Origin of the sequence: Streptococcus sp. 20925_1_22 (assembly GCF_041431685.1) — a bacterium.
GTDB lineage: Bacteria > Bacillota > Bacilli > Lactobacillales > Streptococcaceae > Streptococcus.
In genome coordinates, this window is sequence record NZ_JAPVYE010000005.1 from 116,085 (window position 1) to 129,195 (window position 13,111).

A 13,111-nucleotide genomic window follows, 5' to 3' on the forward strand; every position below is an offset into this window, starting at 1 on the left:
TTATAGCATAAATCCGCTTACAAATAGAAAATGCTGACTATAAAAGTAAGAAATCCTAACAAAACAAAGAGGTGTGCCCATTTTCTATTCATGGAATTTCTGTCAGCCTGTACTTTTTTGGGCAAGTAATTGCCTACAATTATGAAAACCAAAGCAACCACCATTGCTGCTGTTTTACGGATATCAAATTCCTCATTTAAGCCCCGATAAATAGTAGCTAGATAGAGCGAAACAAAGGTAAGAGGAAACATCCAGCGAATAAGGTGTTTAAAGGTTCTATTTAAGATATCTTTGGCAATGGTTGTCCAATAGATCATAACTTCTAGCAGCATCATGACAATTGGAAAAGCCGAAACTACTAAAAACTTAGGTAAAAAAGCATTTCCTTTTCCAGATAAGTCAAAGTGAATAGCCAAGTTTTCTGGTAATGTTTGATAGACCCAGATGGCATATAAAACTGGCAAGAGCATGACGCCAAGCGCCCAACCTAATTCTTGTAAACTATTTTTTTTCATTTTCGTTTCCTCCTCCAAGAGATTGAAACCAGGCAAGAATTTCTTCAAAAACAGTGACATCTAAGCTGTAATAAATAAAGTTCTTCTGCTTTTCTTCTATGAGCAGACCGGCTTTCTTTAGCTGAGAGAGGTGGTAGGATACCGTCGCAGGAGTCAGCTCAAAAGCTTGGGCAATTTCCCCTGCAGACTTCGGACCATGCTTGAGCATTTCCAGAATCCCCCTTCGAACTGGGTCAGCTAGAGCTTTAAGCGTTTGACTGATCCCCATGATTAGACCTTTCTTTCAGGTAAACTTTCAAAATTTTCTTGGTCAGAAAGACTAGTGCCACTACCTCTACCAAGAGCAGAGCTTCAACTGCAAGTGGCGGAAGAACGCCTACCTGAGCCAGAGCAGGCGCTAAGTCAATCAGGGCGTGAAGTCCCAGAGCGGCTAAAAAATACACTGGAGCCTTCTCCTTGACCGCTTTCCAAACCCAGAAGGTCAGAAGGATTTGAATGAGAATAGCCAAGATCCGTTCAAAAGCCAAAAGATAGATGCTGCCAGCGTTCATGGAACGGACATTGTCAATAATTGCTTGAGGAATTTGAGCCAGCGTCTGAGCATTCCCCTGAGTTACTACTTGAGCTATAACCCAAAAGTTTAAGAGACTGACAATACCAACAAACAGAGCCTCAATACCACCATGCCCCAAGCCATAGGCTATACCATCCCTAAAGGTCAGTGGGCGCTTCTTTTGCAACCAGTAAAAGATGACCCAGCGGGCTGTTTCTTCAAAAATAGCTGCCGCAGCAATAGCATAAAGAACGTATAGCCAAGGATTTTCCGTCTGCAAAGCGATAGTTCCATCAGCCTGAGGCTGTAAAACGATACGATGCAAAATATTTTCCAGAACCTGACTAGAAAGATAAAAGCCGACCCCCCCTAAAAGAAAGACTAATAGAGAAATGTGCTTGGTCTTTTTAAAATAAACCAAAGGAACAAGGACTGCTCCTAAAATAAGCAGCATAGCAATCAAGATATGAATGGAAATCATCGTTTTTCTCCTGAACTGTTTAGATTTTTTTCTAAATAGATTATACATCTTTCCTTTCTTTCTGTCAAATCTATTTTGATTTTTTTCTAAATAGATTTCAATCTAAAAGTCATCAAGCTTTACTGCATTTTAAAACAAAAAATACGCCCAGATTTTCATCTAAAGCGTATTTTTTCTGATTTCTATTAGATTAGTTCATATTAACCCGATGCCATTCATTGATGACGTAGGCTAACTGACCAACTTGCTCAATTCCGACACCACTGATCTCATCACTGGCCTCGGTGCTACCACCTAAATAAGCCGTATAGAGAGCTATAATATAGGGCTTCTCTTCCATGACTAGAGCATCCACATTGAGCGCTTCACGAACATATCCTGGCTTTTGATAAATGGTAATGTCACGCAGATAGCGCTTATAATACTCACCTGGGAAGGATTCGCCTATATAATAAAGGATATCCTTGTACTTTTCCTGATTTTTAGACAAATACTCAAGGACCTGAATATAGTAGTCCGTCGTGGTCTTATTATTCTCACGGCTGATCGTCTTAATATCAGCCTTGGACTGACCGTAGCGACTAAACATATCATAGGCCTTTTCCATGCCGCCTAGACGCTCTGCTAAAGCGTAGGCTGGAGTATTTTCAGAATAAACCAAGGAATATTCCTGCATGTCTGATATTCTCATAGCACCGTTGAAAGCACCAACATAGTTATCATGCTCGCCCCTATATTCATAGTTTGTATTGGTAATATCAAACCGCTCGTCCATAGAAAGTTTGCCCGCAGCAACTTCGTCAACTACCAGCATATTAAGAGGGAGCTTGTAGGTCGATCCCGCAGTCATAGGCTGGGTATCATTCATTGCAAAGGTCTTGCCAGTCGTCAAATCCTTATATGAAAATGCAACCTGGGAGGGTTCAATTCCCATTTCAGTCATATAAGCCTGAATGACCTGAGTCAAATCCAAATTTGCATAGTCAAATCGAAGTCCTAAAGCATCCATAGTCGGGCCGTCCGCCTCCATGACCTTCTGCTTCTCCTCTGGACTTTTTTCAACAGGCTTGGGCTTTTCTTCAACTGGTTTGGAATCAGGCTTGACTTTCTCTTCTTCCTGTTCTTGCTCGCCAGACTTTGCAAGTTGGGCAGCCTCTTGTGCTTTCTTTTCAATAGCCTTATTTCGTTGGGTTATAAAAAGGAAGATGAAGCCCAGCAGACAAAGACAAGAAAGGACAGCTACGATAATCGTTACAATTTTTTTACTCAAAACATTTCTCCTAGCATTTGTATTATAAAAAATTATGAGGAAAATAACAAGTGAAACCCAGAAAAAAGGCATTTTAAGCATCAAAAAAGGCAAATCATTAATCGATTCGCCTTTTTATCTATTGAAACTGCCTGTTTATTTAGCAGCAGCGTAAAGTTCGTCAACCTTTTTCCAGTTAATAACTGAGAAGAAAGCTTGGATGTAGTTCGGACGAAGATTGCGGTATTTCACATAGTAAGCATGTTCCCAAACATCCAGTCCCAAGATTGGAGTTTTACCTTCTGAAATAGGAGTATCCTGATTTGCTGTTGAAGTTACTTCCAACTTGCCTTCTTTGTTGACAACCAACCAAGCCCAGCCAGAACCAAAACGAGTTGTAGCCGCTGCAGTGAAAGCTGCTTTAAAGTCTTCAAATGATCCAAAAGTAGCTTCGATATCCGCTGCCAACTCTGCAGATGGTGATGTTTCTGCTGGTGTCATCAATTCCCAGAAAAGAGCGTGGTTAAGATGACCACCACCGTTGTTGATGACTGCCTGACGGATATCAGCTGGGATAGACTCCACATCAGCCAATAATTTTTCCAAGTCTTCACCAATTTCAGGATGTTTTTCAAGCGCAGCATTAACATTCGTTACATAGGTATTGTGGTGCTTGTCATGATGCAAGTGCATTGTTTCTTCATCAATGTAAGGCTCTAACGCATCGTAAGCGTAAGGAAGATCAGGTAAGATAATTGCCATTTGATAGACCTCTTTTTCTATATGATTATAAAAATGATAACGCAATCATTAGAATTTTTCAACTATTTTGCTTGTAGCTCACCCGTCGCAATCTTGAGCAGAGCCAAATCAAACAGGTAATCTTTATCATACAGCCCCGACTTAATCTGGTAATCTGTTTCGATTAGACAAGCCATGGTCTTTTTAAGAAAGGCTAAACTCAGTGAGCGAGCATCCTTTAAAGCAAACTTGACTTGATAAGGATTAACCTTGCGGCCTAGATAATCGGACAAATCAGACACAATCTGACTCTCAGCTCTGCCATTTTCCGCTAAAACCTTAACCTGCGTAAAGATACGAAACTGCCCCAGCATAATGGCAATAAGCTTGATTTCATCCTCACCTTGAAGAGTCAAATCTCGTACCAAGGTTCTGGCTTCATCAATCTTCTGTTGCAAAATCAGCTGGGTCAGGTCAAAAATATTGTCCTGAAGAGTCTTGGGAATAGCCTCGGCAATGTCTTCTAAACCAATCTGACCAGACTCTTTATAACCTTTCAGAAAGGCTAAATTTTTACTAACTTCACTGAACTGAAAACCTGATTTCAGCAGCAACTGATCGAAAGCTGTCGGAGCAAATTGTAATCCTTCTGCCTGCGCTTCCTTGCTGAAATAAGCCCGTAGATCTGCTTCCTTGAGTTCTGCAGCCTCAAAAATTTTCCCGTCCCGTTTCAGTAGTTTAACCAGACGGCGCTTGCTATCCAACTTACCTTCTGCGAAGATAACCAGACGAGTTGTATCCGCTGGATTTTCCAGATAATTTTCAAAAGATTTGAGTTCTTCATCAGTCAGATAGCGCTTCTTAGCTGTTGTCAAATCAGCAAAATGATCCAAAATCACGATTTTTTCATCTGCAAAAAAAGGCAGACTGACCAAGTCCAACTCCACATCCTGGTAGTTTGCTTCTTTCATATCAAAAATAGCTGTGTTCAAATCACCTGCTTGAAACTGAATCTGGCGGAGAAACTGCTCTTTCAGCAACTCAAACTGACCCATGTCATCTCCAGCCAAAATGGTCAAAGCAGGAAGGTTACTTGGCGTGATTTTTTTAATTTCCTCAATAGCTAACACAGAAAGTCTCCTCTGCTTTATATTTCTTGTCAATTTTTTTCATGTATTGATTGTAACAAAAAAGAGTCGGAAAGTCTGCTATTTTCTTTCCAAACAAAATCTAATTTTTGAGTATATCTGCTATATACATATGAACTGTTAGTAGCTTCATTTTTCTTTGTTATGAAAAGCAATCAATGCCTCGTTCTGTTAAAACTTTTCTGCGAGCGATAGAACAAAAAGAGCTGGAAAAATTCCAACTCTTCTTTGTTTATTCTTGATTTTCAGTTGTATCCTCTACACTGTTTTCAGCTGGAGTAGAAGCCTGCTCCTCTTGAACCGATGAAACAAAAGGATTATCTTGAACAGGTGCTTGAGTTCCAAAATCCTGAGGTGTTGACTGCTCAGGTGTTTCAGCAGTAAATGGATTTTGAACTGGTTCTGCTTGCTCCACCGCTTGACTTTGATCAGAAACAGGTTGTTGTGGCTGTTGACCAAACTGCTGTTCTTGGAAGCTACCTTGCTGTGGTTGTTGACCAAATGGTTGATTTTGGACAGGTTGCTGTGGTTGCTGACCAAACTGTTGTCCTTGGAAACCACCTTGTTGTGGTTGTTGGCCAAATTGCTGATCTCGGAAACCACCTTGCTGTGGCTGTTGGCCAAATGGTTGGTTTTGGACAGGTTGTTGTGACTGACCAAACTGTTGGCCTTGGAAACCACCTTGTTGTGGCTGTTGACCAAATGGTTGGTTTTGGACAGGTTGCTGTGGTTGTTGACCAAATTGCTGACCTTGGAAACCACCTTGCTGTGGCTGTTGACCAAACTGCTGACCTTGGAAACCACCTTGCTGTGGCTGTTGGCCAAACTGTTGTCCTTGGAAGTTTTGCTGGCCATATTGCTGACCGTTTGAATTTCCAACCATTTCAGGCTTAGATCCTTGACAAAGCAAAACAATCAAAGCAATACTACATGGAAGAGATACTATTCCTGCAATAATATTTAGAACTGGAATAAATGATAGAAAAAAAGGACCAACATACAAGAAAAGGAAAGCCCAATGATAACCAGCATCACGTAAACGACGGACAATGATAGCCAAATTAGGTACAAAAGTTGCCAGAGCATATAGAATTAAGATGAAAATAAAGATTACAGCGAATCCTGCTCCAGCCAAGATTGCTGATGGATCTGATTCATATCCATATGTTGAGTCTTGAACTGCTGCTGAAAGAATACTTCCAAAAGCAGATGCCCAAAAAATGATAAATAGCGGTGCAGTAACAATAACATGGCATAAAACTACCCACCAATAGTCTGACCGGCTAGACCGGCTTGAAAAATCAGCATAATGTGTCCAGAATTTTTTATATGCAGCAAACATAAAATTCTCCTCTATAATTTTTTATACCCATTATCTTATCACAAATGCATAAATAAATCAATATGACTTCCTGACTGAAGCTAAGCAGTCTACAAAGTATGAGTTGGCATCTTTAGCGCTGCTATCAACGAACCGTTTCAATCCTCCAGGAATTCCAACCAGTAAACCGAATGGCCCCCTGCTGGTCAGTTCGATAGATAGCTGTATTAAACTTCTCAAATCTTTGCAAGGTTTCCTGATGGGGATGACGATAACGATTATTCTGACCGGCTGATATCAAGGCCAGTTTCGGCTGAATTTGCTCTAAAAACTCTGGACTGGACGAGCCTTTGGAACCATGGTGCCCTGCTTTTAAGACATCTGCTTTCAGCTGAGGGAAGCGCTGCAGCAGTTCGGTTTCTCCTTGTCTTTCCAAATCACCTGTAAACAAAAATTTTGTCTGAAAGAACTCTCCGTAGAGTACAATCGAATCATCATTTCCACCGTCGCCTGTCCCGCTGGGATAGAGAACCCGCAAAGCTGAGTCAAATACCGGAATCTCATCTCCAACTTTTACGACATGGACAGAAGTTTCTATCTGCTCCAGCTTTTGAACAAAATCAGGCTGAGTCAAACTTCCTTTGGAAACATAGATTTCCTTGATGGAAAAATGCTTAGCTACCTCCAGCATATCGCCCATGTGGTCGGTATCGGTATGAGTCAGGACCAATACATCCAGACTAGCAACACCACGATTTTTGAGATAGGGAATCAAGGTCTTTTCTGCATTGGATGAAGTCTGTCGCTCCTGCCAAGCCTCCTTCTTTCCTATCTCGACTCGTCCTCCTACGTCAATCAAAATCGTCCTGCCCTGCCAGTCCCTGAGAAAAATGCTATCACCTTGACCAATATCCACCACTGTAATCTCATTTTGCAGCGGATGCTTTGTTAGGAAAAATAAGAGAAGAGCTAGGAAACTAAAAGACAAAAGCCAGCTTTTCTTTCTCCGAAAGTCATAGATTAAAGCCAAAACTAAAAGGAGGGCAACAAGTAGCCAGAGGTTGGGCTTCCCAAAAATCAAAGGACGCGGAGCAAAATCAGCTACCCAACGAATCACATCTTCTAGCAACTCAAAGAAAAAATTGACTTGAGTGATTTTTAAAAGTGGCGACAAAATAAAAATGAGGGTTAAGCCTGGCAGCATCAGCAGATCAAAGAGTAGTGAAAATAGAAAAGTTAAAATCACGGACCAAGGCTGAAATTCAGAAAAATAGTAGATTAGTATAGGCAAAATCCCCAATGAAATAGTCAGACTTTCCGCTAAAAGCTTACGAATCGGCGGTAACTTTTCAAAATCCATCATAGAAATCAAAAAGGCATAGGCGCAGGACAAGACACCGCCTGCTGTCAGAAGAAAATTGGGCATGATGATAAAGAGAACCATCAGTGTCAGAGCAAAGTTATCTAATCTGGTCAGTCCTTGCTGGGCCAACAACTTCTGAACTAAGCTTCTGACGACAGAAACAGAAAAGCCTGTCAGTCCAGCGTAGATAAATGAAAAAGGTAGCTGCAAGGCGTTTACTGTCTCCCTCTTCATCCCCAAACGTAGAAGAATCCTGCGAAAACCATCCAAAAAGAAACCTACCTGCATACCAGACAAGGCAAACAAGTGGATGATACCCAAGCTAGAATACAGATTGCTCATTTCCGCAAACTCCGTATCTAAGTCACCAAACAAGAGTCCTGTCATGTAATGGCTCATTGGACTAGGAAAATTACTTCGAATATAGACCAGCGCTTTTCTGCGCCAGACAGACAGCCAATCCAGTGGATTCAGGCTGGAAATTGGTCTTAGTGACTGAATCTTATTGATTTTTAAGGTACGGTAAATTCCCTGACTCTTTAAATAAGCCTGATAGTCAAAGCCCGAAAAATTTCGTTGTTGCTGGGCATGTTCAAACTCTCCTTCAATATCAAGTACGACCAAATCTGTCAAATGCTGAAAAGCTTTCTTTTCACTGGCTGATTTGATCTTGTAGAAGACCTGATAAAGCCGACCGTCCGTTCGCCCTCGAAAGGATAGGGAATCTCCATTGACTTTGATCGTATCCGGCAAAACTTGAACCGAGCTAGCTGAAGGAGGTTCCTGCCTAAAGGCCTGCTCTGCCATTTCCCGACGAAGCAAGAAAAAGAGGACAAAAAGGGACAGGAATGCCAAAGCAGCTAGACTTTTTTTGAGGGGATAGCTGAAAAAGAGACGAAGCAAAAGGACACCCAGCCCTAAATAAGCCAAGGAACTGCCAGAATAGACTGCAAAATAGGCCCATACAAGGATGAAAGCTAGAAAGATAGGGGTGAGGGGTAGCTTTTTAATCCACTGTGACATATTCTTTCAGCTTTTCTAAGGTCTTATCTCCAATCCCTGACACTTTTTTCAGATCATCTACTGACTTGAAGCGGCCATTGCTTTCGCGATAGGCGATGATGTCTGAAGCCCGCTTCTGCCCGATGCCTGAAATAGTCTGCAGTTCAGTCTCTGTCGCCGTATTTAGATTGACCTTGTCCGACTTTCCACCACTGGCACCAGCAGAATCAGAAGATCCTGCTTGATGCTGGCCAGTCTGTGTGACATCAGCTCCTTCTTCACCAATCTTTGCAACATAGATTACTGCTTCATCCGTTAATTTTTGTGCCTGATTAATGGACTTAGCCTCGGCGTCTGCTGTCAATCCGCCAGCTTTTTGGATGGCTTCATGGACTCTCGCTCCTGCTCTCAGCTCATAGACACCAGGATTCTTAACTGCGCCTTTAATATCCACAGTGACTTGCTCGCTCTCCTCTTCGTCCGACTTAGCCTTAGAAACAATCCTTTCGCTTTCTTCATCAGCTGAGCTGGATGAGGAAGTTAGCTCTTGGCTCAAGGCGGCTACCTGATTTTGTGGCTGGTGATTTCCTTTGATGAGGAAAAAGCCACCTAGCATAGCGCCAACTACTGCCAGACCGACAAAGAGCTTGTATTCTTTCAGCTTTTCAATGATTTCTTCAAGCATATTTTTCTCCTTTGTCTTTTTATTCGTAAAAGATTGCAAAAAAATAAAACAAGCCGAGAATATTTTCAGCTTGTCATATTTTAAAATCTTTATTTTGCAAGAAGTCGTATAGATAGAAGGGTCATTGATGAAAATAGGAGCTATAATATCAATCTACTTTTCTTATCCTGTATATCCAAGCTTCTAACTTTTGAGCTCTGCTATGCAAAAAAGCAAGATTTGCCAAAAGAAAAGCCATCACTAGCACGCTTAGAATCAGAAGCAGCGGCCAAGAAACTGACTGCTGACATAGATAAAGGATGAAGACTAAGATGAGTATAGGAAAAGTCGTCAAAGCTGTGAAGCCGCCCGGTACCCAGCGACGAAAGCGAAACACTTGCATGATATGGCCCAGCAGATGGAGAGTATGACAGAAGCCAATAGCCAGAGCCAGCTCGGGAATGCGAAATAGAATCGCAAGCAGCAAGAGTATAAAAGCCAGCAGAAATTCCTCCGCAATCATCAGAGCAATGCTTTCAGCAGAAAGATAACTTCCTCTTCTAGCAATGAACATCTCCTTTTGATAGCCTTGATGGTCTTGATTCTGAGAAATCCAAGGCCGAACCAGGATAATCTCATCAAACTCGTGCAGCATAAACAGTGATAAGGTTACAAAAGATAAAAAAGCAAGAGACATAGCATCCTCCTTATAAAACATACCTACATTATAACTCACTCACATACAAAAATCAGCTCCCAAGCAAGATTGCTCAGGAAGCTGATTAGTATCTTATTTTCTATGCTTATCTGGATCCCAGACAAAGCTAGCAAAAAAGCTGAAAATGATGGTCAAAATTCCAATCAAAATAGCAGGAATAAAGACAAAGGCACGTAAAATCCGTAAGAAGATATTGCCTTTCTTTTGTGTCTGGTAAGGGGCCACTTCAGCATCCAGACGATCAAACTCAGCATGAATACGGCGAGCTACTTCCTCAACTCCCTCATCGTTCATCTTCTTAATGTCTGAAATATCAATTGGATTACCAAAATTCATGTCCACACGCTCCCCAGCCGCCAAGCCTTTAAGGCTCATGGGACCAGCATAGACTACTGGCATGATACGAACTTTAGCCATCTTAGCGATCACTGCCACTCCTCCCTTGACATCCGTAGAATGGCGACTGCCGCTTGGGAACATAATCAGGGAACGATTGCTCTTTTTCAGCATATTGACAGGGTATTTGATAGCTGACGGACCAGGATTTTCCCGGTCAATAGGAAAGGCACCACACATGCGAATCCACCAGCCGAACACCCGATTTTCAAAAAGCTGTTTCTTGGCCATGAAAATGAACTGCTTGGGCTTGGTCGCAAAAGCCATGTAAACTGGATCCCACCATGTCCGGTGAGGGGCAACCAAGATATAATTTTCATCTTTTGAAGGAATCTTTTCTTTATTGTGGTAATGTGCATTGCCGTTCAAGGTCCACAGGATAAAAATCACTAAACCTCGCAAATAAGTATAAAACATAAACTCTCCTTATTTCAAACCAAAATTATACTTGAAATTTATTACATCCTTTCCCATTATACCCTATCCCATTATAGTCTGCAATATTTTTCCAAACTTTGGCTGTAACAGCTGATTCTGATAGCCATTTCCATAAAAAAATGGTATCATTAATCTCATGAACAAGAAAGAATTAATCGGTTTAAACCAAACCCAAGTAGATGAAAAAATTTCGCAGGGCTTGACCAACGATTTTACAAGTGACACCAGTACTAGTAACTGGCAAATCGTTAAGCGGAATGTTTTCACCCTTTTTAATGCCCTTAACTTTGTTATTGCTGTAGCCTTGGTCTCTGTCCAAGCCTGGAGCAATCTAGTCTTCTTCGCAGTAATCAGCTTTAACGCCGTCACTGGTATTATTACGGAACTGCGAGCCAAACGCATGATTGACAAGCTCAATCTGGTCAGCCGAGAGCTGGTCACAGTCATCCGCGAAGGCCAGGAAGTCAAGATTCAGCCAGAAGAAATTGTACTGGGCGATCTGATCAAGCTGTCAGCTGGTGAGCAAATTCCCAGTGATGCCCGTGTGGTAGAGGGGGTTGCCGAGGCCAATGAAGCCATGCTGACAGGGGAGAGCGACTTGGTTCTCAAGGAAGAAGGCGCTGAGCTGCTGTCTGGTAGCTTTCTGGCTAGTGGGCAGATTTATGCTGAGGTACACCATGTCGGCGCGGACAACTATGCCAACAAGCTCATGACTGAGGCTAAAACACTCAAGCCTATCAACTCGCGCATTCTATACAATCTTGCGAAAATTTCCCGCTTTACTGGAAAAATCATCATTCCTTTCGGATTGGCTCTCTTCTTTGAAGCCCTAATGATAAAGGGACTGCCTGTCAAAAACTCTGTCATTACCAGCTCGACAGCCCTTTTGGGTATGCTACCTAAGGGAATCGCCCTGCTGACAGTCACGTCACTTCTGACAGCTGTCATCAAGCTAGGTATGCGCAAGGTTCTTGTTCAGGAAATGTATTCTGTTGAAACTCTGGCTCGGGTGGATACTCTCTGCCTGGACAAGACCGGGACAATTACCCAAGGTAAGATGACTGTTGAAGCCTTACATAGCCTTTCAGATAAGTTTTCTGATGAGACCGTCAGTCAAATCTTAGCAGCCTACTTCCAAACCAGCGAGGATAATAACCCAACAGCTCAGGCTATCCGCAAGGGCTACGGCCATTTAGAGCACACCTATACTAGCGACAATGTCATCCCATTTTCTAGTGACCGAAAATGGGGCGCTATGCATTTATCAAGTGTCGGAACTATCTTTCTGGGAGCTCCCGAAATGCTACTGGACAGCAATCCTGCAGCGGTTGGAGAGGCTCAAAAACGCGGATCTCGGGTTTTGGTACTGGCTCACAGCGACCAAGTGCTAGACAAACACAGTATCCAATTGCCTGAAGATATGACTGCTCTGGCTGTTCTGGAAATCACTGACCCTATTCGTGAGGGAGCGGCCGAGACACTGGACTACCTACGCTCTCAGGATGTTGATCTGAAAATCATCTCTGGTGACAATCCTGTGACCGTTTCTCATATCGCAAGCCAGGCTGGATTTGCCAACTACGACAGCTACATCGACTGCTCTAAAATCAGCGACCAAGAACTGGTTGAGCAGGCCGAAGAAACAGCTATCTTCGGCCGTGTTTCTCCCCATCAAAAGAAGCTGCTCATCCAGACTCTTAAGGCCGCTGGTCGGACAACAGCCATGACCGGAGATGGGGTTAATGATATCTTGGCCTTGCGTGAAGCAGACTGCTCCATCGTCATGGCCGAGGGCGACCCCGCAACTCGGCAAATTGCCAACTTGGTCCTTCTTAACTCCGACTTTAACGATGTCCCTGAGATTCTTTTTGAAGGTCGCCGAGTCGTTAACAATATCGGCCGGATTGCTCCGATTTTCTTCATCAAGACCATCTATTCCTTTATCCTAGCTATCATCTGTATCGCCAGTATCCTGCTCGGAAAACCTGAATACCTCTTGATTTTCCCATTCATCCCAATTCAGATCACCTTGATTGACCAGTTTGTCGAAGGTTTCCCACCCTTTGTCCTCACCTTTGAGCGCAATATTAAGCCGGTTGAAAAGCACTTCCTCAAACGCTCCCTGCAGCTGGCTCTGCCAAGCTCCCTCATGATTGTCTTCAGCGTGCTATTTGTCCGCATCTGGGGCAGCAGTCATGGCTGGAGAGATATAGAAATGGCAACCCTGACCTATTACTTGCTAGGCAGCATCAGCTTCCTGTCCGTCATTCGGGCCTGTCTGCCACTCAACCTCTGGCGCAGCCTGCTCATTATCTTCTCTGTCTTTGGCTTCTATCTATCAGCCTTTGTCCTGCAGCACCTTTTGGAAATTGCAACGCTGACAGCCGCAACTTTGCCAGTCTATCTGATTCTCATGGTCGTTTTCGGGCTTGTCTTTGTTGCCTGCACCATCAAGCAGAAATACAGATTTGATTAAGGGCTAGCTAAAAATAGAATTAGCATTTAAGCTCATGGAAACATGC

The 13,111-nt window shown here is 42.7% G+C and carries 12 protein-coding genes; 1 reads left to right on the plus strand and 11 read right to left on the minus strand.

Annotation, left to right across the window (positions count from 1 at the left end):
• Positions 1 to 17 precede the first annotated feature (17 nt).
• The 11 genes from O3621_RS08295 to O3621_RS08345 form a co-directional block, all read right to left on the minus strand.
• A complete protein-coding gene (locus O3621_RS08295; protein WP_314448419.1) occupies positions 18 to 515 on the minus strand; it encodes a DUF1648 domain-containing protein in 498 nt (165 codons plus the stop codon).
• A complete protein-coding gene (locus O3621_RS08300) occupies positions 502 to 783 on the minus strand; it encodes an autorepressor SdpR family transcription factor (RefSeq protein ID WP_002900829.1) in 282 nt (93 codons plus the stop codon). Before O3621_RS08300 ends, O3621_RS08295 begins: the two co-directional genes overlap by 14 nt.
• Positions 761 to 1,549 carry a YhfC family intramembrane metalloprotease gene (locus O3621_RS08305; RefSeq protein ID WP_032913370.1) on the minus strand — a complete coding sequence of 263 codons (789 nt, stop codon included), beginning with the start codon at positions 1,547 to 1,549 and terminating at the stop codon, positions 761 to 763. Before O3621_RS08305 ends, O3621_RS08300 begins: the two co-directional genes overlap by 23 nt.
• A gap of 190 nt (positions 1,550 to 1,739) precedes the next feature.
• Positions 1,740 to 2,819 (minus strand): serine hydrolase, encoded by a 1,080-nt coding sequence (locus tag O3621_RS08310; protein WP_312022685.1) that lies wholly within the window; start codon positions 2,817 to 2,819, stop codon positions 1,740 to 1,742.
• A 135-nt stretch (positions 2,820 to 2,954) separates the two neighbouring features.
• On the minus strand, positions 2,955 to 3,560 hold the full coding sequence (gene sodA, locus O3621_RS08315; protein WP_002896081.1) for a superoxide dismutase SodA: 606 nt from the start codon (positions 3,558 to 3,560) through the stop codon (positions 2,955 to 2,957).
• 62 nt (positions 3,561 to 3,622) lie between these two features.
• Entirely contained in the window at positions 3,623 to 4,669 is a 1,047-nt protein-coding gene (gene holA, locus O3621_RS08320) for a DNA polymerase III subunit delta (RefSeq protein ID WP_061592069.1), read from the minus strand.
• Between the two features lie 250 nt (positions 4,670 to 4,919).
• The gene (locus tag O3621_RS08325; protein WP_314448422.1) at positions 4,920 to 6,029 is read right to left on the minus strand and encodes a DUF805 domain-containing protein; all 1,110 of its coding nucleotides are present in this window, start codon (positions 6,027 to 6,029) and stop codon (positions 4,920 to 4,922) included.
• Between the two features lie 124 nt (positions 6,030 to 6,153).
• Positions 6,154 to 8,394: a DNA internalization-related competence protein ComEC/Rec2 gene (locus O3621_RS08330; protein WP_314448423.1), complete on the minus strand. Its 2,241-nt coding sequence runs from the start codon at positions 8,392 to 8,394 to the stop codon at positions 6,154 to 6,156.
• On the minus strand, positions 8,378 to 9,058 hold the full coding sequence (locus O3621_RS08335) for a helix-hairpin-helix domain-containing protein (RefSeq protein WP_314448424.1): 681 nt from the start codon (positions 9,056 to 9,058) through the stop codon (positions 8,378 to 8,380). Before O3621_RS08335 ends, O3621_RS08330 begins: the two co-directional genes overlap by 17 nt.
• Before the next feature lie 148 nt (positions 9,059 to 9,206).
• Entirely contained in the window at positions 9,207 to 9,755 is a 549-nt protein-coding gene (locus O3621_RS08340) for an HXXEE domain-containing protein (protein ID WP_032905510.1), read from the minus strand.
• A 72-nt stretch (positions 9,756 to 9,827) separates the two neighbouring features.
• Entirely contained in the window at positions 9,828 to 10,568 is a 741-nt protein-coding gene (locus O3621_RS08345; protein WP_002897977.1) for a 1-acyl-sn-glycerol-3-phosphate acyltransferase, read from the minus strand.
• Between the two features lie 157 nt (positions 10,569 to 10,725).
• Between O3621_RS08345 and O3621_RS08350 the strand changes: the two genes are divergently transcribed.
• Positions 10,726 to 13,065, plus strand: coding sequence for a cation-translocating P-type ATPase (locus O3621_RS08350; protein WP_314448428.1), 2,340 nt, complete (start codon positions 10,726 to 10,728; stop codon positions 13,063 to 13,065).
• The last annotated feature ends 46 nt before the right edge of the window (positions 13,066 to 13,111 follow it).

Excerpts from the sequence above, each read along its gene's own strand:
- O3621_RS08295 (WP_314448419.1), bottom strand. The coding sequence starts at position 515 with ATGAAAAAAAATAGTTTACAAGAATTAGGTTGGGCGCTTGGCGTCATG.
- O3621_RS08300 (WP_002900829.1), bottom strand. The coding sequence starts at position 783 with ATGGGGATCAGTCAAACGCTTAAAGCTCTAGCTGACCCAGTTCGAAGG.
- O3621_RS08305 (WP_032913370.1), bottom strand. The coding sequence starts at position 1,549 with ATGATTTCCATTCATATCTTGATTGCTATGCTGCTTATTTTAGGAGCA.
- sodA (WP_002896081.1), bottom strand. The coding sequence starts at position 3,560 with ATGGCAATTATCTTACCTGATCTTCCTTACGCTTACGATGCGTTAGAG.
- O3621_RS08325 (WP_314448422.1), bottom strand. The coding sequence starts at position 6,029 with ATGTTTGCTGCATATAAAAAATTCTGGACACATTATGCTGATTTTTCA.
- O3621_RS08330 (WP_314448423.1), bottom strand. The coding sequence starts at position 8,394 with ATGTCACAGTGGATTAAAAAGCTACCCCTCACCCCTATCTTTCTAGCT.
- O3621_RS08335 (WP_314448424.1), bottom strand. The coding sequence starts at position 9,058 with ATGCTTGAAGAAATCATTGAAAAGCTGAAAGAATACAAGCTCTTTGTC.
- O3621_RS08340 (WP_032905510.1), bottom strand. The coding sequence starts at position 9,755 with ATGTTTTATAAGGAGGATGCTATGTCTCTTGCTTTTTTATCTTTTGTA.
- O3621_RS08345 (WP_002897977.1), bottom strand. The coding sequence starts at position 10,568 with ATGTTTTATACTTATTTGCGAGGTTTAGTGATTTTTATCCTGTGGACC.
- O3621_RS08350 (WP_314448428.1), top strand. The coding sequence starts at position 10,726 with ATGAACAAGAAAGAATTAATCGGTTTAAACCAAACCCAAGTAGATGAA.